This window comes from Rhizobium rhizogenes NBRC 13257, assembly GCF_000696095.1.
GTDB lineage: Bacteria > Pseudomonadota > Alphaproteobacteria > Rhizobiales > Rhizobiaceae > Rhizobium > Rhizobium rhizogenes.
The window spans coordinates 212,440-231,731 of sequence record NZ_BAYX01000007.1; the positions used below are offsets into that span (position 1 = coordinate 212,440).

General features: G+C 60.1%; 19 protein-coding genes. 4 read left to right on the forward strand and 15 right to left on the reverse strand.

The features are described from left to right. Window positions 1–8 precede the first annotated feature (8 nt). Window positions 9–839 carry an outer membrane protein gene (locus tag RRH01S_RS17355; protein ID WP_012652244.1) on the reverse strand — a complete coding sequence of 277 codons (831 nt, stop codon included), beginning with the start codon at window positions 837–839 and terminating at the stop codon, window positions 9–11. Between the two features lie 251 nt (window positions 840–1,090). After that, complete coding sequence (locus RRH01S_RS17360; protein WP_007703312.1) at window positions 1,091–1,945, reverse strand: outer membrane protein; 855 nt, start codon at window positions 1,943–1,945, stop codon at window positions 1,091–1,093. A 359-nt stretch (window positions 1,946–2,304) separates the two neighbouring features. Here RRH01S_RS17360 and RRH01S_RS17365 point away from each other — a divergent pair, with 359 nt between their 5' ends. Beyond that, a complete protein-coding gene (locus RRH01S_RS17365; RefSeq protein ID WP_007703315.1) occupies window positions 2,305–2,820 on the forward strand; it encodes an SH3 domain-containing protein in 516 nt (171 codons plus the stop codon). Between the two features lie 22 nt (window positions 2,821–2,842). Here RRH01S_RS17365 and RRH01S_RS17370 read toward each other — a convergent pair whose 3' ends face one another. From RRH01S_RS17370 to ybgC, 13 genes are all read right to left on the reverse strand, one after another. Then, complete coding sequence (locus tag RRH01S_RS17370; RefSeq protein WP_012652246.1) at window positions 2,843–3,193, reverse strand: hypothetical protein; 351 nt, start codon at window positions 3,191–3,193, stop codon at window positions 2,843–2,845. A gap of 76 nt (window positions 3,194–3,269) precedes the next feature. Next, on the reverse strand, window positions 3,270–3,728 hold the full coding sequence (locus tag RRH01S_RS17375; protein WP_042473295.1) for a MarR family winged helix-turn-helix transcriptional regulator: 459 nt from the start codon (window positions 3,726–3,728) through the stop codon (window positions 3,270–3,272). Window positions 3,729–3,898: 170 nt separating this feature from the next. Continuing rightward, window positions 3,899–5,251, reverse strand: a complete 1,353-nt coding sequence (gene glmM / locus RRH01S_RS17380; protein WP_012652248.1) for a phosphoglucosamine mutase — start codon at window positions 5,249–5,251, stop codon at window positions 3,899–3,901. 240 nt (window positions 5,252–5,491) lie between these two features. After that, window positions 5,492–7,435, reverse strand: coding sequence for an ATP-dependent zinc metalloprotease FtsH (ftsH, locus tag RRH01S_RS17385; protein ID WP_007703330.1), 1,944 nt, complete (start codon window positions 7,433–7,435; stop codon window positions 5,492–5,494). 125 nt (window positions 7,436–7,560) lie between these two features. Next, entirely contained in the window at window positions 7,561–8,883 is a 1,323-nt protein-coding gene (gene tilS, locus RRH01S_RS17390; protein WP_034517635.1) for a tRNA lysidine(34) synthetase TilS, read from the reverse strand. Window positions 8,884–8,888: 5 nt separating this feature from the next. Beyond that, the gene (gene ybgF, locus RRH01S_RS17395) at window positions 8,889–9,959 is read right to left on the reverse strand and encodes a tol-pal system protein YbgF (protein ID WP_012652250.1); all 1,071 of its coding nucleotides are present in this window, start codon (window positions 9,957–9,959) and stop codon (window positions 8,889–8,891) included. 161 nt (window positions 9,960–10,120) lie between these two features. Continuing rightward, entirely contained in the window at window positions 10,121–10,654 is a 534-nt protein-coding gene (pal, locus tag RRH01S_RS17400; protein ID WP_007703336.1) for a peptidoglycan-associated lipoprotein Pal, read from the reverse strand. Window positions 10,655–10,809: 155 nt separating this feature from the next. Continuing rightward, window positions 10,810–12,114 carry a Tol-Pal system beta propeller repeat protein TolB gene (gene tolB / locus RRH01S_RS17405; RefSeq protein ID WP_034519245.1) on the reverse strand — a complete coding sequence of 435 codons (1,305 nt, stop codon included), beginning with the start codon at window positions 12,112–12,114 and terminating at the stop codon, window positions 10,810–10,812. A gap of 20 nt (window positions 12,115–12,134) precedes the next feature. After that, complete coding sequence (gene tolA / locus RRH01S_RS17410) at window positions 12,135–12,554, reverse strand: cell envelope integrity protein TolA (RefSeq protein WP_012652252.1); 420 nt, start codon at window positions 12,552–12,554, stop codon at window positions 12,135–12,137. A gap of 14 nt (window positions 12,555–12,568) precedes the next feature. Further along, a complete protein-coding gene (tolA, locus tag RRH01S_RS17415; protein WP_012652253.1) occupies window positions 12,569–13,801 on the reverse strand; it encodes a cell envelope integrity protein TolA in 1,233 nt (410 codons plus the stop codon). 9 nt (window positions 13,802–13,810) lie between these two features. Beyond that, window positions 13,811–14,269 (reverse strand): protein TolR, encoded by a 459-nt coding sequence (gene tolR / locus RRH01S_RS17420; RefSeq protein WP_007703344.1) that lies wholly within the window; start codon window positions 14,267–14,269, stop codon window positions 13,811–13,813. Window positions 14,270–14,296: 27 nt separating this feature from the next. Next, window positions 14,297–15,019, reverse strand: a complete 723-nt coding sequence (gene tolQ / locus RRH01S_RS17425; RefSeq protein ID WP_007703346.1) for a protein TolQ — start codon at window positions 15,017–15,019, stop codon at window positions 14,297–14,299. Window positions 15,020–15,436: 417 nt separating this feature from the next. Beyond that, entirely contained in the window at window positions 15,437–15,892 is a 456-nt protein-coding gene (ybgC, locus tag RRH01S_RS17430) for a tol-pal system-associated acyl-CoA thioesterase (protein WP_007703348.1), read from the reverse strand. Between the two features lie 136 nt (window positions 15,893–16,028). Between ybgC and RRH01S_RS17435 the strand changes: the two genes are divergently transcribed. Genes RRH01S_RS17435 through RRH01S_RS17445 form a run of 3 tightly spaced genes read left to right on the forward strand, consistent with a single transcriptional unit; the run spans window position 16,029 to window position 19,029 of the window. Continuing rightward, the gene (locus RRH01S_RS17435) at window positions 16,029–17,249 is read left to right on the forward strand and encodes an NAD-dependent epimerase/dehydratase family protein (RefSeq protein WP_012652254.1); all 1,221 of its coding nucleotides are present in this window, start codon (window positions 16,029–16,031) and stop codon (window positions 17,247–17,249) included. Further along, the gene (locus RRH01S_RS17440; RefSeq protein ID WP_042473507.1) at window positions 17,249–18,112 is read left to right on the forward strand and encodes a glycosyltransferase; all 864 of its coding nucleotides are present in this window, start codon (window positions 17,249–17,251) and stop codon (window positions 18,110–18,112) included. Before RRH01S_RS17435 ends, RRH01S_RS17440 begins: the two co-directional genes overlap by 1 nt. Further along, window positions 18,109–19,029: an NAD-dependent epimerase/dehydratase family protein gene (locus RRH01S_RS17445; protein WP_042473305.1), complete on the forward strand. Its 921-nt coding sequence runs from the start codon at window positions 18,109–18,111 to the stop codon at window positions 19,027–19,029. The genes RRH01S_RS17440 and RRH01S_RS17445 overlap by 4 nt, the downstream gene beginning before the upstream one ends. Window positions 19,030–19,292 lie beyond the last annotated feature (263 nt).

Here is a 19,292-nt window from a genome sequence, read left to right on the forward strand (position 1 = left end):
GAGACGGCCTACCAGGTGGTGATTCGCAAACCGACGCGGATTTCATGACGTGACAGCGCGCCATCGCGGCCCATCGTGCCGCCGGCGCCTGCCGCCGAATCGGCCGCGGAATAGCCGAACATGTCGCCGCCGGCGACATGCGAGAAACGATAGCCAAGATCCAGCTTCACATTCGGCGCCACCTCATAGGCAACGCCGGCCATCAAGGCGTAGGTGAAACGCCAATCGCTGTCGCCGGGATAGCGGGTGCTGACCGAGCTGCTGCCACCACAGCTAGAAGAGCCGTCGACACAGGAGCCGACGGCATTGACGCTGCTCCAGGAAATCCTGGTCGCTCCGAGCCCGGCGCCGACATAGGGCGTGAAACCGGCAAGCGTGCCGAGATCGACATAGCCGTTCACCATCAGGCTGCCTGCCTTGAAGGAGGAGCGGGCCTTGGTGGAGCAACCCGTGCCGCCTGCACTGCCCGAGCAGGGCGATGCGCTCGAGGTTCGACCTTCGTAGTCGCCGCTGAAGTAATCGCCAGTGAGATCGGCGCGGAACAGGTCGTTGAATTGGTAGCCGACACCCAATCCGCCGGAGAAATCGTCGCTGAAGCGATCCGAATCGAATCGACCGGAGCTGTAGTCGCCATCGGCGGGATCATAGGTGCGGAAACTCGTATCGCCGTGACTGGCGTTGATGGCATAACCGAAATCGCCGCGCACATACCAACCCTGGGCGTCCTTGACGCTGACTTCCGGCATCTTGATTTCCGGCGGCAGATCACTCGCAAAGGCAGTGCCCGCACATGCGCTCGCCATCATCGCAGCCAGCGCCAAAGCGTCGAAACGGATCATTACCCCTCGCCTTCCATCCTCGGGCAGGCGCCCGCACTCCGAGCCCGGCCGGCTCTTGTCGTTCCCACACTCCGGCTCTCCGGGAGGAAAGGCCGGGACCGAGCCGCTGCCATTGTTATTTCGTTAACCATAGGGAATTCATGGTTAATGAAGCTTTAAGATGCGGCGGAATTGCTTAACGGCGGTGATGAAAACGCAAAAGCCGCCCGGAGTAACCGGACGGCTTTTCAATGGCTTGGAGCGAAAGACGCTTACTTGTAGACCGGCTGCGGCTGGACCGGGATATCGGCCGGCGGCATGTAGCTGGCGGTCTGGCAGCCGCCGAAAGTATAGCGGGCGCCGATGCGTGCTTCGTGCAGGTTGATGCCCTTGTCGTAACCGGGACCGCCGTTTTCCGCATAGCCGAACATGTTGCCACCCTCGATATGGCGATAGCGATATCCGACATCGGCCTTGAGGTTACACGAGAGGTCGATGGAGGTACCGGCCATTAGCGCGTAGGTGAAGCGCCAGCTGCCGCGGCCCTTATGCGAGACGGTGCCATCGCAGGAGTCCGGATTGGCGTCGGAGCAGGAAGTATTCTTCAGGTCGCTCCATTTGACGTAAGTGCCGCCGAGACCGCCACCCACATAAGGCGTGAAGATGCTGTATGTGCCAAGATCGACATAGGCATTGGCAAGCAAGCTGTAGGCCGTCAGCGATGCGCGATCGCGCGAGGTCGCCGGCACGGCCGTGAAGCCGGGGCCGCAGCCACCGCAATCACCAGTCGTCGAGCCTTTGAAATTGGATTTGAAGAGATAATCCAGCGTCACGTCCGTGCGCAGGTAGTTGTTGATCTGATAGCCGACACCGCCGCCGAGCGTCATATTGCCGTTGAGCTTGGCGCTATCGAAATCCACCAGGCTGGAATTGGAACCCTGGAAGTAATTGGAGCCGCGCAGTTTGGTGAAGGCGTAGCCGACATCGCCGCGCAGATACCAGCCGCTGGATTGGCTGACCGCCACTTCCGGCGTCTGCTGCGCCGGTTCAGGCGTATAAAGATCAGCAGCAAAGGCAGACGTGCCAACCAACAGAGCGGCAACTGCCCCAATCAAGGTTTTCATCATGGATTTGGCTCCAAAGTTATTGCCATTGGCACGACAAACGCTTGCCAATTGAAAAGACATGACATGGATAATGGTTGATAAGAGTTAAAACCCGATTAACTACGAATATTTACTCTATTTGGTTGCAGGATATACTTTATTTTATACATTAGTAATTAATAATTATTGTGCTTTAACAGCAGGATAACTTGATCGGCCAGATCCTTGTGTTCCAGGCCGAGATGGCTTGAAGCCCATGCCACCGACGGCCTTTAAACCAATTGGCAAGAATCGAGCCGTTACCATGATGCCCACCGGGGCCTGAACCAAGGAGGAAGTCGCTGACTTACTTTCGCAAGCTATGTGCCGGCTTCTGCCTGATGTTGGGCTTCCTGACCTCCGCTGCGCTCGCCACACCGATGCCAGCCCAGCCCGTCGCGGCCACGGCCTGGAACAAGGGGCGGGAGACTGGGCTGCCGATCCCCCGCTACGTCTCGCTGAAAGCACATAAGGCACGCATGCGCGTCGGACCATCGACGATCTACGCCACCAAATGGATCTATATGAAGCCCGGCCTGCCGCTGGAAATCATCGACGAATACGGTCGCTGGCGGCAAGTACGCGACGACACTGGCACCACTGGATGGATGCACGGCGCGCTGCTTTCGGGACAGCGGACAGCGGTGGTCGCGCCCTGGCTGAAGACGAACGCCATGCTGCATGGCGGCCCGGAAAAGACAGCCAACCTCATTGCTGAGCTGCAACCCCGGGTGCTGCTTTCGTTGCATTCCTGCACCGGCGCATGGTGCAACGTTTCCGTACGCGAGCATTCCGCGCGCGGCTATATCAGACAGGACTTGCTATGGGGTGCCTATCCCGGCGAAATGTTCCAATGATATCGGCTTGATAGCGTTTCAACTATAAAACTATTCGCTTGCCATCAGTGTTCCCGGGGGTGTTGCCGCCGTGAAAGCGACCGAAGTGCCGTGCCGAGAATAAAGCGATGAGGACAGCACCCAAGCCGACTGCCAGGACGTCGGGCAAGTTGTGCAGCGAAAAATCACCGACGTCGCAGAGCAGAAGATAGGCAATGATCAGATTGGCGAAGCCCCAAAGCACGTTGACGCTCGACGAGGACAGGCCTTGTCCCGGTGGCTTGGCGAAGGGGGTCTGGAACGGTCGACCCATGACCCCGCTGACCGCATGCGGCACGGCGTTCATGAGAACCAGACCACCGAAGAAATACGATAAAAGATAGAGCCATTGCATATCAGGTAGTCCTCGATGCAAGCGGGTTTACGATATCCCCGGCGGCTGGCCGATCTCGGGATTGAAATCTGTGAAGTCAGTCGTCGGCAAGCCGCTGGAGCAGTTTGACAGCACACAGAAGATGGTCCTGCTCCTCGCTGGAGAGCCGTGTTTCTATCGCACGCGAAAGCCAGTCCTGCCGCGCCGCCCGGCCTTCCTCGATCCATCTGCGGCATGCTTCGGTGATCGACAGGATCGTTTGCCGCCCATCATTTGGATCGGCTGCTCCCCTCACAAGCCCAGCTGCGTCCAGGGCCGCGATGATGGCTCCCATCGATTGCGGTCGCATGCCCTCGGCTCTGGCCAGGCTCGATGTCGTCATCGGACCGTCTTTCTCAAGACGAAGAAGCACCGATACCTGCGCCGGCGTCATGTCTCCCACATCAGCCTGTTCGCGCAGTCGGCGCTTGAGCTTACTCACGACGCTGCGCAGGTCCTGCGCGATAGTGGCGGCAACAGCGAGCTGCGGTCTATGCGATTGGTCGTTCATACGCATGACTTAGCATATAGGAAGCTAAACTACAAAGGTAATCTTCATATATGGAATCAGGCTTGCCATCTCCAACGCATCTCTGAACCTTGCAGCGCAACCTTAAAACGACAAGGCCGCCCTCAATGGGGCGGCCGCAGGTCCAATACTTGGATATCAATAACGGATTGCCCGGATCAGGCCGCGTTGCGAACGCTCGAAATCACGTCGATCAGGCCGCCGACGATGCGCTCGATCTGGCCGCGATCGTCACCTTCCGCCATGACGCGGATCAGCGGCTCGGTGCCCGAAGGGCGGATCACCAGGCGGCCGTTGCGGGCAAGCTCGCTCTCCGCATCGGCGATTGCCTTGCGCACCTGATTGTCCTCCAGCGGCTTGCCGCCGGAAATGCGGACATTGCGCAGCAGCTGCGGCACCGGCTCGAAACGCCGGCAGACTTCGCTGACCGGCTTGCCGGTGCGCTTGACCACGGCGAGGATCTGCAACGCCGCCACGAGGCCGTCGCCGGTCGTACCATAGTCTGAGAGCACGATATGGCCGGACTGCTCGCCGCCGACATTGAAATTGTGCTGGCGCATGTGCTCGACGACATGACGGTCGCCGACCGCGGTGCGCGCAAGCGCCATGCCCCGGTCTTCCAGGAAGCGCTCAAGGCCGAGATTGGACATGACGGTAGCGACGATGCCATTGCCACGCAGCGACTGGTTTTCCGCCCAGCTCTCGGCGATGACGGCCATCAGTTGGTCGCCATCGATGATGGTGCCGGTCTCGTCGACGATGATGACGCGGTCGGCGTCTCCATCAAGCGCGATGCCGATATCGGCCCGCACTTCGTCCACCTTCTTCTGCAGTGCCACCGGGCTGGTGGAACCGCAGTTGAGATTGATGTTGGTGCCGTTCGGCTCGTTACCGATGGTGACGACCTCCGCGCCGAGTTCCCACAGCACGGCCGGTGCGACCTTGTAGGCAGCGCCATTGGCACAGTCGATGGCGATGCGCAGGCCCTGCAAGGTCACGTCGCGCGGCAGCGTGCGCTTGGCATGTTCGATATAACGGTCATGCACGCCATCGACACGCTTGGCGCGGCCGATATTCTCCGACTTGGCAAGATGCGCCGTCATGTCCTTCTCGAGCAGATCCTCGATCTTCATCTCGAGATCGTCGGACAGCTTGTAGCCGTCGGGGCCGAAAAGCTTGATGCCGTTGTCTTCGTAAGGATTATGCGAAGCGGAGATCATCACGCCGATATCGGCGCGCAGCGACCGCGTCAGCATGGCAACGGCGGGCGTCGGGATCGGGCCGAGAACAAAGGCATCGACGCCCGCGGCGGTAAAGCCCGCCACCATGGCGTTTTCCAGCATATAGCCGGAAAGACGCGTATCCTTGCCGATGACCACGCGATGGCGATGGCTGCCCCGATGGAAGATCGTGCCAGCAGCGATACCCACGCGCATGGCAAGATCCGGCGTCATCGGATAGATGTTGGATTGTCCGCGGATTCCGTCCGTTCCGAAATAGCGACGTTTCATATGCACTCCCGTGATTGCGGCGTCCCACTGTGGGACCGCGGCATCCCGTTCAGCTCCCGTGAAGTCCATGGGCGGCGCGAACATCGATGCTTGAGGCTCATGCCACAGATTGCAAAACTCGGCACTTAAATTACCGAGAATGCCTATTACACCGCGTTACCGTTAAAAAGCACTAAAAAAGGCCAGTTCCCGGTTGCAAGGGAGCTGGCCTCTTCATTTAGGCTGGATTGCCTTTGCCGTTTAGTGCGGCTGCGGCTCCAGATCGCCCTCGGGCTCATCGCCCTTGTTGCCGAGCGAACCGTCCTTCTTGGCGCCGGTCTTCGGCACAGCCGAACCACGGCTCGGCGGCGTGTCGTCGCCAAGATCGCGGGCGGGCTTTTCGCCGCGAATAAGCGCCTTGATCTCTTCGCCGCTCAGCGTTTCGTATTCGAGCAGGCCTTCGGCGATCGCCACGAACCCGTCATGCTGTTCGGTGAGGATATCCTTGGCTTGACGGTAAGCCTGGTCGATCAGGCGGCGGACTTCGTTGTCGATCTTCTGCGCGGTCGCTTCCGAAACGTTCTTCGACTGCGAGACGGAGTGACCGAGGAAGACTTCCTGCTGGTTTTCGCCATAGGCAACCAGGCCGAGTTCATCGGAGAAGCCCCATTGCGTGACCATGGCGCGGGCAAGCTTGGTGGCCTGCTCGATATCCGAGGATGCGCCGGAGGTGATGTTCTCCTTGCCAAAGGTCAGTTCTTCCGCAACGCGGCCACCCATCATGATGCAGAGGCGCGATACCATCCACTTATAGCTCATCGAGTAACGGTCGCCCTCGGGGAGCTGCATGACCATGCCAAGCGCACGGCCGCGCGGGATGATGGTCGCCTTGTGCAGCGGGTCGGCAAGGGCGACATAGAGCGCCGTGATCGCGTGACCGGCTTCGTGATAGGCGGTGAGCTTCTTTTCCGCTTCGGTCATGGCCGAAGAGCGGCGCTCGGCGCCCATCATGATCTTGTCTTTGGCGTCTTCGAATTCCTGCATGGTCACCAGACGCTTGTTGCGGCGGGCGGCCATCAGGGCAGCTTCGTTGACGAGGTTCATCAAATCGGCACCGGAGAAGCCGGGCGTGCCACGGGCAAGCGTCTTCAGATCGACGTTCGGAGCCAGCGGAACATTGCGGGCATGCACCTTGAGGATACGCTCGCGGCCGATGATATCGGGGTTCGGCACGACAACCTGACGGTCGAAGCGGCCCGGACGCAAGAGCGCCGGGTCGAGAACGTCAGGACGGTTGGTGGCGGCAATGAGGATGATGCCCTCATTGGCTTCGAAACCGTCCATCTCGACCAGCAACTGGTTCAGCGTCTGCTCGCGCTCATCGTTGCCGCCGCCGAGACCGGCACCACGATGGCGGCCGACAGCGTCGATTTCGTCGATGAAGATGATGCAGGGCGCGTTCTTCTTGGCCTGCTCGAACATGTCGCGGACGCGGCTTGCGCCGACGCCGACGAACATTTCCACGAAGTCGGAACCCGAAATTGTGAAGAACGGCACGTTGGCTTCGCCGGCGATGGCACGCGCCAGAAGCGTCTTACCCGTGCCGGGAGGGCCGACGAGCAGGACGCCGCGCGGAATGCGGCCGCCAAGGCGCTGGAACTTCTGCGGGTCGCGCAGAAATTCGACGATTTCTTCCAAGTCCTGCTTGGCTTCGTCGACACCGGCGACATCGTCGAAGGTGACGCGGCCATGCGCTTCAGTCAGAAGCTTGGCCTTGGATTTACCAAAGCCCATCGCGCCGCGTGAGCCACCCTGCATCTGCCGCATGAAGAACAGCCAGACGCCGAGGATCAGAAGCATCGGCAGCAGCGTGCCGAGATAGCTCAGGAAGCTCGAAGAGCCATCCGATTCCGGACGACCGACAATGTTGACGTTCTTGCTTTGCAGGCGATCAAGCAGGCTGTCATCCACGACCGGGGCATAGGTCTGGAAGGGTGTTCCATTCTCGACATAGCTGCCGACCACGCGATTGCCCGTGACGGTAACGTCGCGGACACGGCCGGAATCAACTTCCCGCAGGAATTGCGAATATGGAATTTCCCTGGAGCCTGTTTGTGCCGGCGCGTTCTGGAACATACTGAACAAGGCAATCAATAGCAGAGCTATGATTGCCCATAGAGCGAAATTACGAAAATTAGGGTTCATCGAACTCCCCAGCACTGAAACTTCCACCGTTAAACGGCGGCATTACTTGATCCCTAACATAGGGTTGCGCCAAGCCGTTGCCAAGGCAAACCACACCGACACATGCTTTATTCCGTCAATAAGTCTCAAAGCGGCGGCGGCACATAGGGTTCGCGGCCGAGGCAAGCCGCCAACCGGTTGGCGAATGTGAGATTGAATCGTGTCAAAAAGCGGTCGAAGGGCGCCAGATAGGGCGCAATCGTGACCGACGCGGCAGCGCCCTCGTCACCCGCGACGACTTTCGGCAGCACGGCACCCGCCCGCTGCACCGCACCTTTCGGCAACCCTTCCGGAAATTCCATTGCTCCCGTTGTACCCGTAGCTTCGACGCAAATGGCGGCGGCTCCGTGATTGCCGATCTGGAAGCGGCCATCCCAGATACCATCAGCTCCGGCGGCAAGCACCAGCGGCCGGATATCGCGGCTCTCGCGCATGAGGTAAAGCCCGTCCCGGCGCAGATCGAAGACGACACCGCCGGCCGTACGCCGCCCCGGCCTGCCCTCGCCGATAAAATCCAGGATGCGGCGCATCCGTTCGCGACCAGGCCCATAGGGTTCGCCACCGAAGACGGCGGCGAGATAAGAGAGTGCATAGGCGATGACGCCTTCATCGGCCGAGAGCGCTTTGCGGCTGATGGCGCAGAGGACGCCCGCGTGAACCGCAACATGTTCCCCCAGCCACGCCGCAGCGTCGGCCGACAGCGCCGCGCGCGCAGCCGCTGCGTCCGGTGCAGGGAACAGCGCCGGTTCCTGCAACAGGCTTTTGCGCGTGCGGATGCGCTCGTAGCGGACATCTTCGTTGCTGGGGTCGTTCAGCCAGGACATGCCACGCCCATTGAGATAGGCGCGAATATCCGCGCGACGGCAAGCAAGAAACGGCCTGGCGATCCAGATGCGCCGGTCGAACAGCATCGCCTCGGAAATACCCGTTCCCGCCCCAGCCTCACCTTCGTTCAGGCGTGCCGTTCGCATAGCCAGCGTCTCGCGCTGATCGTCGATTGTATGGGCGGTGACGATGACATTGGCCGAGATTTCGGCGGAGATTTCGGCGAGCAGCCCATAGCGCGCTTCGCGGGCGGCGGCCATGATGCCGCTTTTCGGCTTCTCGCCCTCCCATCGCCGCGCAACATGCGCAATTCCAAGCGATGCGCAGAAAGCGGCGACTTCGCGCGCCTCCTCGGCGGCTTCGGCGCGCAGCCCATGATCGATGGTGGCGGCGGAGAGGGTGACGTCGGAATTCGGAAGGGATTTCAGATGCTCTGCAAGAGCGGCCAGGAGGCCGGTGGAATCGCTGCCGCCGGAAATGGCGACCAGAATATGCGCAGGCTTGAAAAGGGAATGAATGAAATCGGCCGCTGCGGCTTCGGGCATTTGCACTGTGGCAGCACCGTTCGCAGCGTCAGCAGACATGGCAATCAGCAGGCAAGACGTTTTTCTTCGCTGGCCACCTTGTTGGTAACGGGCTTCGAAGCCTTCGGATAACGCTTGGTCACTTCGCGCAGCGTCGCGCAGGCCGTGTCCTTGTTGTCGAGGGCGGCGAGCGACATGCCAAGCTTCAGGAGCATCTCCGGCGCCTTCTCGGACGTGCTGTATTTTTGATGCGCGTTCAAGAAGGTCTTGGCGGCATCATTGTACTTGCCCTGCGAATAGAGCGCTTCGCCAAGCCAGAAATTGGCGTCCGCCGAACGGCTGCTGCTCGGATAGCTGTCGATATACTGGCGGAACTCCTGTTCGGCGACGCTGTAGTCGCCGGACAAGACGTGGCCATAGGCGGCCTTGTACTCATCGTTCTCGCTGCCGAGCGAAGCCGTCTGCGTGCCGGAACCCGCGCTCGGCGGTGCGCCGGAGCTATTATTCGCACGCGACGCCGTCGCGCCGATCTGCTTGCCATTCTGATCCAGCTGGATCGAGCCGAGCTGGGTCGGCGGTTTGCCGGAGCCACCGCCCTGCTGAGCCGTGGCCGGCATGTCGCTGCCTGAATCGCCGATGACGCCGGCGATATCGTCCTGCTGGCCGCCAGTCGGTGCCTGAGCCGGAACATCGGCTTCGCTCTTCTTCATCGAGCCACCGCCGATCGTCGTGGTGCCACCGCCGGGGGGATTAGCCGAACCGCCGCCGCTGCTGTTACCACCACCACCGCCGCCGCGCTTTTCAAGCTGCTGGAAGCGGAATTCATTGTCTTCCTGCGTCTTGCGAATCTGCTCCTGCATCTGCAGCAACTGATAGCTCATCTCCTCGACGCGGCCGTTCAACTGGCGCATCTGGTCCTCGAGTTGCTGCAAACGGACTTCCGCATTGCTGCTCTGAATTTTGATGACAGGCGCTTGTTCGGCCTGGCCCAGACGAGCGGCATTGCTCGGAGCGGCTTGTTCCGAAGCGCCACGACCGCCTAGATGCAGTCCGAAAAGCGAAAGGGCCGAGGCATCACGCTCACTGCCGACAATAGCAACGAGGCAAAGTACGCTCGCCACGACAAGTTTTCTCATATGGATCTATCCTGTTCCATTGATTCTTCGCGCCTTGGGCACAACACAGGAGATTTTTACAATTACTCTCAAAAAGCAACGGAGTTCGGCCAAAGTGTGGTCAAAAAAACAAAGGCGGCCACGGGGGCCGCCTTTGCACGTTTTGAGCGGAATTTCGGCTATTAGGAACCGGCGCCGTTGAGCACGGTGACAGCGCGACGGTTCTGCGACCAGCAGGAAATATCGTCGCAGGTCGCAACCGGGCGTTCCTTACCGTAGGAAATCGTCTTCATGCGCTGAGCCGGAACACCACGCGAAGCGAGATAGTCCTTGGTAGCGGCAGCACGACGTGCGCCGAGAGCCAGGTTGTATTCGCGCGTGCCGCGTTCGTCAGCATGGCCTTCGACGGTGATTGCGTAGTTCGGATAACGGGCAAGCCACTGAGCCTGACGGTCGAGCGTCTGGGAAGCGTCAGAACGGATCGACGTGCTGTCGGTGTCGAAGAAGATGCGATCGCCGACATTGACCGTGAAGTCCTGCGGCGAGCCCGGAGTAGCACTGCCGGCGCCATTGAGGCCAAGGCCGTTGGCATCGTTCGGCAGGCCCTTCTTGGAGGCGCAGCCAGCCAACGAAAGGCCGACGAAAAGCGCGATCATGATCGGGTTGCGTGCGAGGGTCTGCATGTGGCCAAGGGCCGGGGTAGCGATGCGGCTCATGGCCGGTCTCTCCTTAAACATCTCTATCAGGGTTGCCAGACTGTAACCGGATGCGGTTAATCCGATTTCAACAAATATGGTTAATGCTGTCTTAAAATTGTCCTTAACAGGTCCAGTCACAGGACTTTGCGGCGATAACGTGGCGCGCGCCTTCCCTACTCGAGAAGCGGCGACCAGGCCGGGTCGGAAGCGAAGCCCGGAGTCGGGATCTTCTGCTCGTTGTAACCGGTCAGATCGATCGAATAGAGCTGCGGGCCGCTGGAGCCGGCAGGCTCGCGGAAGAACATGATGACACGGCCGTTCGGCGCCCAGGTCGGACCTTCATTGTGGAAGCCCGTGGTCAACAGGCGCTCACCCGAACCGTCCGTCTTCATCACGCCGATCGAGAAGCTCCCGCCCGACTGCTTGGTGAAGGCGATGAGGTCGCCGCGCGGCGACCAGACCGGTGTCGAATAGGAACCGTCACCGAACGAGATACGGCGTTGGTTGGAGCCATCGGCGTTCATGACATAGATCTGCTGCTTGCCGCCGCGATCGCTTTCGAAGGCGACCTGCGTGCCGTCGGGCGAATAGGACGGCGAGGTGTCGATGGCAGCCGTCGACGTCAGGCGCGTCGTGGTGCGCGAGCGCAGATCCATCGTATAGATGTTGGCATTGCCTTCCTGCTGCAGGCTCATGATCACCCGCTGCCCATCCGGCGAGAAGCGCGGCGAGAAGGTCATGCCGGGGAAGTTGCCGACGATTTCGCGCTGGCCCGTCTGCAGCTGCAGCAGATAGACGCGCGGCTGCTGGTTGGCGAAGGACATATAGGTCACTTCCTGCCGGCTCGGCGAGAAGCGCGGCGTCAGCACGAGGTCGCTGCCGTTGGTCAGCATGCGGACATTGGCGCCGTCCTGATCCATGATGGCGAGCTGCGTCTTGCGGGCAGTCTTCGGACCGCTTTCGGCGACGAAGACGACGCGGGTGTCGAAGTAGCCCTTTTCACCGGTGATCTTCTCATAGATCGCGTCAGCGATGATATGGGCGACACGACGCCAGTTGTCCGGCTGGGCATAGAACTGCTGGCCGATCATCTGGCTGTTGCCAAAGGTGTCCCACAGGCGGAACTCGGCGCGGAGGCGGCCTCCGTCCTGTGTCACGCGACCGGTCACCAATGCCTGAGCATTGATCGACGTCCAGTCCGGGAAGCGCGGGGTCGAGTCCGGATTGCTGATCTTCTCGATGAAGGCCTGCTTGTTGATCGGCGCGAACAGGCCAGACCGCTGCAGGTCGGCGGCAATGACGCCTGAGATCTGTGCTCCGAGACCATCATTCGACAGCAGATCGGTAATGGCGATCGGCATGGGCTGGACATTGCCCTTGTTGATGTTGATCTCGACCACGGCGTAAGCGGGCGAAGCATAGGCTGCCACCAGGCCCGCCAGCACCAGCAGGAGACGGATGAAGGGTTTTTTGAACATGTGTGCCAAGCCTTTCAGCATTAATGCGCCAGGTTGCTGGTGTCGAAGTTGATGATGACTTCTTTCCAGGCATCGTATTTATCGAGCGGCAGGTTCTTGAAGGGGGCGGATCTGAGAACAGCACGAGAGGCGCTCTTCGCGACCGCGTTACGCGTCTGTTCCGGCCCACCGGTTGCCGTCACCTCGGGGCTGCCAATAATTTGGCCGGATCGATCGAGTTTCATGTGCACAGCGACACGTACTTTGTTAGCATGAGGCAAATCAGCTGGGATATTCCAATTCCTTGTGACCTGCTCATGAAGCGCGAGCATTTCAGCTTGACTGAAACCCGTCTTATCGGCGCCATCGACCGTTTGGCTTCCGGCGATGGCCGGAGCAGCGACGGCGACAGCCAGCGTCAGCAGCGACGGACAGGCGAGGTGACGCCAGACCTTATTCATCAAGCTCTTCCGCATCACATTCCCAGGTCCGCTGCACTGAAATTAACGACGACTTCCTGCCAGTCGTCATACTTGTCCACCGGCAGGACCTTCAGATAATCCGACTGCGCCCGCATCACAGCGCGCACGGCAGCGCTCTGCATTGCCGACTGCGTCGAAGCCGGCCCGCCGCTCGTCGTCGCCTCCGGTTCGCCGACGATCTGCCCGGACTTGTCGAGCCTGAAGTGCACCTTGATCCGCACATCGCCCGCGCCTTCCAAACCTGGCATCAGGTTCCAATATTTGGCGATCAGATCGCGCAAGCCGTCCTGCTGGCTCTGGCTGAGTTTGCCACCGCCGAGCGATTTCATGCCGCCGCGAGTGGAGACCTGAGTATCGGCGCCGGCTGAAGCCTGCTGAGACGAGCGCTTTGCGCCGCCCTTCGATGACGTGTTGCTCAGAACGTTGGCGATCTCGTCGGCGAGGCCGTCGTCCAGACCCTTGTTAGAGCCTTTGGCACTCTCGCGCTTCTTGTCAGCATCCTTCTTGCCATCGTCCGCCGAGGTGGTCTTGCTGGTACTCTGCGTCGTCGTCTTGTCCGTCGGCTTGGCGTCGGCCACCTTCACATCCGGCTTCGGCGCAGGTTTGACCTCAGGCTTTTGCTCGGCGGTCTTCGGCGGCGTGGGCTGCGGCTTGACATCCGGTACGGGAACGTTGTTCGGCACAGGTATTTCAGCCTGCTGCGTTGGCTGCTCGGTCGGAGGCGGCGTCGGCGTCACATCAGCCTTCGGCGTCGGCGGCGTAGGATCGGTCTTCGGTGTCGGAGTGGGCGTCACGTCCGGCTTCTGCTGTGGAACAGCAGCCACTTCCTTCGGCGCAGCCTCGGTGTCCTTCTGCTCGATCGTCTTGACGTCGTTCGGCCGCGGATCGTTCTGCGGAACGGGCGCGTCCACCTTCTTCGGTGCTAGCGCCGCCGTGTCGCTCTCCGGCCGTTGCGTCGGCACCACCGGGTTTTTGATATCCACGTTGTTCTCGCCAACGTTCTGAGCATTGGCGACCTGGTCCTGCTTCGTCGTCTGCTTGCGCGAGACGTGATCCGTCACCGGCGCCTTCTTCTCACCCTGCTGGAGCTGGTCTGCCGTCACGATGTCGACATCCATCGCCGTGCTTTCCGGCGTCTCCAGCGGTGCTGGCGCGGTCAGCGTCAGCATGGCGCCGACCAGCACCAGGATATGAAAAACCGCCGATGTGACGAGACTGCGCTTCATGTCGATCCGTCAGTGATCCGTTGTCTGCTGCGTGACCAGGCCGATATTCTTGTAGCCGGCCTCCTGAATGCGCGACATCACGTCGGCGATCACGCCGTAAGGCGCTTTTGCATCGCCCTTCACGAAGATGCGCTCGCTGTAGCCGGTCGTGGCAATCGCCTGCAGTTTGGCCGCTATATCGGTCGCCTGTATCTCGGATTCCCCGATATAGACCTGACCATCGGCCTTGATCGAAATCGTGATGGGCTGGGTCTGGGCATTCAATGCACCTGCCTGCGTCTGCGGCAGATCGATCGGTACGCCAGACGTCATCATCGGCGCGGCCACCATGAAGATGATGAGCAGCACGAGCATGACGTCGACCAGCGGCGTCACGTTGATCTCGGAGATCGGGCCGCCCCGGCCTCCGCCGCGACGACCGCCCCGGCGGCCACCGCCGCCACCATTGCCTCCAACAGACATTCCCATATGAGTTACTCCGGTTCCGTCTGTGCTTTACTGAGCAGCCTGGCGAGGCTGCAGCTTCTCGTCGATCTGGCGCGACAGGATGGCGGAGAATTCATCCGCAAATCCTTCCATGCGCGCCGACAGCTTGCCGGCATCGGCCGAGAACTTGTTGTAGGCGATAACCGCCGGAATAGCGGCGACGAGGCCGATGGCGGTTGCGAGCAGAGCTTCGGCGATACCCGGAGCGACGACCGCGAGATTGGTCGACTTCGAACCGGCGATCGCCTGGAACGAGGTCATGATACCGACAACCGTACCGAACAGACCAATGAACGGGCCAGCCGAGCCGATGGTCGCCAGCGATCCGAGGCGGGCGCCCAGATGCTCCGATTCACGCGCCAGCGTGACGTCCATGGCGCGGTCGATACGCATCTGCAGACCGATCGGCGACCGTGCGCCGCGCTCGAACGACTTCTTCCATTCACGCATCGCGGCGACGAAGATGGCGCTGAGGCCGGTATTGGTGCGCTCCGAAAGCGTGCGGTAGAGCTCTTCGAGCGACTGGCCGGACCAGAAGACCTGTTCGAAATGATCGAACTGCCGGCGTGCCCGGGCAAAGCTCAGATATTTGTCGATGACGATCGCCCAGGTCCAGACGGACGCCGCGAGCAGACCGAGCATGACGAGCTTGACCACCAAGCCCGCCTGCATGAAGAGTGACCAGAGTGTGATGTCCGGTGTGGTGGCCGCGGCCAATGCTACTTGTTCCATTGATCCAAAATCCCCGAATCCAAACGCCCGGTGCTAGACCGGGCGGCTAAAAGTGATCTCACAAGAATTGTTTGGCAGCCGCCGCTGAACGCCCTGGTCAAGCCTTCCAAGCTATACTGCCTTCTTGCCGTCAAATTTGGTCAAAGGAAGGCGTGCACCGCACAAACTCTGACGCGATCAGTAAGACACTATTATGGTTAAAAGAATGTTAGCGTCGAAACATGAAAGATTTAACAGTGAAGGCTATTCTAGCTCCTGGAAAGAAATGACCGGGCTGTGCCGGCGGCGGACGCAAACAGATCTTGCGCGCGGCAATTCCTTCACACAAAACTCATGTTTAAGCAAGAAGGCTTTTGGGCGCCGCAGCATTGTCCCGCATGACGCCTCCTAAATCCGCAAGCAATCGCTAATGCGACACTAAAGCGCAGCCTCCGACGCCACCAGCATCTGCGCAGCCAGTTTCTCCGGCAGCCGTCGCGGCCGCCCTTTGGCGTTGATCACCGCGATAATGACCTTGGCTGCGATCAGCAGCGTGTCATCGCGCCGGATTTCCTGGGAAAGCACCATCTTGGCGCCCCCGGCCTTCTCGGTCACGGTGCGGATCGTCAGAATATCGTCCATCCGCGCCGGTCCCTTGAAGTCGATCTCCATGCGGTGGACGACGAAAACCAGCCCTTCTTCGTCGGCATTCAGGAGTTCGCGCTGCTCCACGCCGAGGCAGCGCAGATAGTCCGTACGCCCCCTTTCGAGGAAATGTAGATAGCGCGCGTGATAGACGAGGCCGGAAAAATCCGTATCCTCATAATAGACTCGCTGCACCAGCCGGTGGCTACCGGCTTCCAGTTCCCCGGCAATCAGAAAGGGGCTGTTCATCGTTGCCGCTTCTCCAAAAAATTATCGGGCTCTCTTTGGCCGAAGTTCTGCCATCAAGCAAGCTTTGAACAATTGTCACAGATTCTGACTATCCGGGATGGTGCCGGATAGCGAACGATGCAGAAGGAACGATCTCATGAAAATAGCGGTAATGGGCGGCGACGGTTTCATTGGTTGGCCAACCTCGCTGCATCTTTCCGATGCCGGTCATGAGGTCCATATTCTCGATAATCTCTCCCGCCGCTGGATCGACACCGAGCTAGGCGTGCAATCGCTGACCCCGATGGATTCAATCCAGGAGCGCACCCGCATCTGGCACGCCGAGACCGGCCGCCGCATCCACTTCAACCTCATCGACCTTTCCAAGGACTATGAACTTTTGAAGAAATGGCTTGCCGAGCATCGCCCGGATGCCATCGTGCACTTCGCCGAGCAGCGCGCCGCGCCCTATTCGATGAAGAGCGACCGCCACAAGAACTACACGGTCAACAACAATGTCAGCGCCACGCACAATCTGCTGAATGCGCTGGTCGAGCTCAACCTCGACGCCCATCTCGTCCATCTCGGCACCATGGGCGTCTACGGCTATTCGACGGTCGGCGCCGCCATTCCGGAAGGCTATCTGCCGGTCGGCATCGAGACGGCCGACGGGCGCAGCGTCAGCCAGGAAATCCTCTATCCTGCCAATCCGGGCTCGATCTATCACATGACCAAGTGCCTGGATCAGCTTCTCTTCCAGTTCTATGCCAAGAATGACGGGCTTAGGATCACCGACCTGCATCAGGGCATCGTCTGGGGCACGCATACGGAACAGACCCGCCGTCACGAACAATTGATCAACCGTTTCGACTATGATGGCGACTATGGCACGGTGCTCAACCGCTTCCTCATCCAGGCGGCAATCGGCTATCCCCTGACGGTACACGGCACCGGCGGCCAGACCCGCGCCTTCATCCATATTCAGGATTCGGTACGGTGCATCGAGCTGGCATTGAAGAACCCGCCGGCACGCAATGCCCGCGTCGAGATCTTCAACCAGATGACGGAGACGCATCGCGTCCGCGATCTCGCCGAAATGATCGCCAAGATGAGCGGCGCGGAGATCGTCCGCCTGCCCAATCCACGCAAGGAAGCCCCGGAGAACGACCTGATCGTCAAGAACGACAAGTTCCTCGGTCTCGGCCTGGCGCCGACTACGCTGCAGGCGGGGCTCCTGAGCGAGATCGTCGATGTCGCCAGGAAATACGCCTATCGCGTCGACCGCTCGCGCGTCCCGGCCGTTTCCGCCTGGACCAAGGATATTGCGACGACGGTCAATCACGATCCCGAAGGCAAGCGATTGAAGTCCGTCTCATGATGTTCGGGAGCGAACAGCTGCTGGGGGTGCGGCCGCGCAACAGATCACGGGCGCGGCAAGCCTTCGTCACGCTCGTCACCAACGCCGACTATGCCATGGGCGCGTTAGCGTTGGCGCGCTCGATTGCGCGCACCGGCACCAAGGCGGATATCGTCGTGCTGCACACCGCCTGCGTTGATGAAAGCGACCTGGTGCCGTTGGAAGAACTCGGCTGCCGGCTGGTGGATGTGGACCACCTGCCGCTTTCCGACGAATTCAACGAGCGCCACGCACGCGGTAATCTCCACGCCAATGCGCCCTTCACCAAGGGCCGCAAACCGTCCTTCCATTCGCCGCTCGACAATTTCTGCAAGCTGCGGCTCTGGCAGCTCATCGACTACGACACCTGCGTCTTCATCGATGCGGATGCGCTGGTATTGAAGAACGTCGACAAGCTCTTCGACTATCCTGAATTCTCCGCCGCACCCAATGTCTATGAAAGTCTTGCCGATTTTCACCGGATGAACTCCGGCGTCTTTGTTGCCAAGCCTTCGCTCGCGACCTTTAAGGACATGCTGACGCTGCTGGACAGTCCCGGTGTTTTCTGGCGGCGTACCGACCAGACCTTTCTCGAGACGTTCTTCCCGGACTGGCATGGTCTACCGGTCTTCATGAACATGCTGCAATATGTGTGGTTCACCATGCCTGCGCTTTGGGATTGGAGCAGCATTTCGATCCTACACTACCAATATGAAAAGCCTTGGGAGGAAAACCATCCGAAGGCCGACAAACTGAAACCGCTGATCGATCTGTGGCATGATTTCCATGCCGGGCGCGAGGTGCCCGACATCTCCGCCTTCGCCAATCCGGAAGAGGCCGCATGAAAGTCCTGGTATCGGGCGGAACAGGTCTCGTCGGCCGCTACATCGTCGAGGAACTGCTTTCCGCCGGATACCAGGTCGCCGTCGGCAGCCGCAGCCCACCGCAACCCGGTCTCTTTGCCCAGCCCGTCACCTTCGTGCCGCTGAGCCTCGACCCTTCCGAAAACCAAAGCGATGCTTTCGACGACGCCTATTTCTTCGTTCATGCGGCTTTCAGCCATGTCCCTGGCAAATATCGCGGCGGCGAGGGTAAGGATGCCAAAGGTTTTCGCCGGCTCAATCTGGATGGCACCGTCAAACTGTTTGAGACGGCAAAGCAGGCCGGCATCCGCCGTTGCATCTTTCTGTCATCACGCGCCGTCTATGGCGACCGACCGGCCGGCGAGGTGCTGACGGAGACAAGCAAACCAGCGCCGAACACGCTGTACGGCGAAGTGAAGCGCGACGCCGAGCATGCACTCTTCTCCCTCTCCGTTCCCGGTTTCGCCACGGCAAGCCTCAGAGCCACCGGCGTCTATGGCGACCTTCGTCCGAACAAATGGGACGAAATTTTCGCCGATTATCTTGCCGGAAAACCCGTTGCCTCGCGCGCCGGAACCGAAGTCCACGGCCGCGACCTCGGCCGCGCCGTTCGCCTGCTGCTGGAAACCGAAGCAGGCCGCGTCGATGGCCGGGCCTTCAATCTCTCCGATGTCCTGACCGACACGCATGAGATTCTCGGGTATCTGCAAAGAGCAACCGGCTGTCCGCACGCCCTGCCCTCTCCGGCCCCGCACAGCGGCGTCGGCGAGATGGACACATCGAAAATCCGCGCACTCGGCTGGCGCGGCGGCGGGATCGAAGCACTGAAAGAAACTATCGAGAGCTTGGCGAAAACCGCGACGCAACAGCATCCGTCTTTCGACGCCTTGGGCTTATGAAAGCAGCACGCTGAAGGCCAGCGTACAGCTCTGTAAATTATCTATAAAAATAAAACAACAATAGAACGCGACGGCGATCGGCAAAAGCTCTTGCCATCCGATCGTGACTATCGCTCATTTCCGGTGATATTATTGCATATTTGGAGCAAAATAACCGTTTTTTTGCCTATCGCAGATGCCCAGCGAAACAGCAGAGGACCTCCGAATTCCAGCGTCCAGCACGCCGGTTTCCCCGTCGATTAGATTTTGCGTGATCCGCTATT

What these genes read in the sequence shown, in the direction of transcription:
- RRH01S_RS17355 (WP_012652244.1), bottom strand. Translation starts at nt 839, where the DNA reads ATGATCCGTTTCGACGCTTTGGCGCTGGCTGCGATGATGGCGAGCGCA.
- RRH01S_RS17360 (WP_007703312.1), bottom strand. Translation starts at nt 1,945, where the DNA reads ATGATGAAAACCTTGATTGGGGCAGTTGCCGCTCTGTTGGTTGGCACG.
- RRH01S_RS17365 (WP_007703315.1), top strand. Translation starts at nt 2,305, where the DNA reads ATGTTGGGCTTCCTGACCTCCGCTGCGCTCGCCACACCGATGCCAGCC.
- RRH01S_RS17370 (WP_012652246.1), bottom strand. Translation starts at nt 3,193, where the DNA reads ATGCAATGGCTCTATCTTTTATCGTATTTCTTCGGTGGTCTGGTTCTC.
- RRH01S_RS17375 (WP_042473295.1), bottom strand. Translation starts at nt 3,728, where the DNA reads ATGCGTATGAACGACCAATCGCATAGACCGCAGCTCGCTGTTGCCGCC.
- glmM (WP_012652248.1), bottom strand. Translation starts at nt 5,251, where the DNA reads ATGAAACGTCGCTATTTCGGAACGGACGGAATCCGCGGACAATCCAAC.
- ftsH (WP_007703330.1), bottom strand. Translation starts at nt 7,435, where the DNA reads ATGAACCCTAATTTTCGTAATTTCGCTCTATGGGCAATCATAGCTCTG.
- tilS (WP_034517635.1), bottom strand. Translation starts at nt 8,883, where the DNA reads ATGTCTGCTGACGCTGCGAACGGTGCTGCCACAGTGCAAATGCCCGAA.
- ybgF (WP_012652250.1), bottom strand. Translation starts at nt 9,959, where the DNA reads ATGAGAAAACTTGTCGTGGCGAGCGTACTTTGCCTCGTTGCTATTGTC.
- pal (WP_007703336.1), bottom strand. Translation starts at nt 10,654, where the DNA reads ATGAGCCGCATCGCTACCCCGGCCCTTGGCCACATGCAGACCCTCGCA.
- tolB (WP_034519245.1), bottom strand. Translation starts at nt 12,114, where the DNA reads ATGTTCAAAAAACCCTTCATCCGTCTCCTGCTGGTGCTGGCGGGCCTG.
- tolA (WP_012652252.1), bottom strand. Translation starts at nt 12,554, where the DNA reads ATGAATAAGGTCTGGCGTCACCTCGCCTGTCCGTCGCTGCTGACGCTG.
- tolA (WP_012652253.1), bottom strand. Translation starts at nt 13,801, where the DNA reads ATGAAGCGCAGTCTCGTCACATCGGCGGTTTTTCATATCCTGGTGCTG.
- tolR (WP_007703344.1), bottom strand. Translation starts at nt 14,269, where the DNA reads ATGGGAATGTCTGTTGGAGGCAATGGTGGCGGCGGTGGCCGCCGGGGC.
- tolQ (WP_007703346.1), bottom strand. Translation starts at nt 15,019, where the DNA reads ATGGAACAAGTAGCATTGGCCGCGGCCACCACACCGGACATCACACTC.
- ybgC (WP_007703348.1), bottom strand. Translation starts at nt 15,892, where the DNA reads ATGAACAGCCCCTTTCTGATTGCCGGGGAACTGGAAGCCGGTAGCCAC.
- RRH01S_RS17435 (WP_012652254.1), top strand. Translation starts at nt 16,029, where the DNA reads ATGAAAATAGCGGTAATGGGCGGCGACGGTTTCATTGGTTGGCCAACC.
- RRH01S_RS17440 (WP_042473507.1), top strand. Translation starts at nt 17,249, where the DNA reads ATGTTCGGGAGCGAACAGCTGCTGGGGGTGCGGCCGCGCAACAGATCA.
- RRH01S_RS17445 (WP_042473305.1), top strand. Translation starts at nt 18,109, where the DNA reads ATGAAAGTCCTGGTATCGGGCGGAACAGGTCTCGTCGGCCGCTACATC.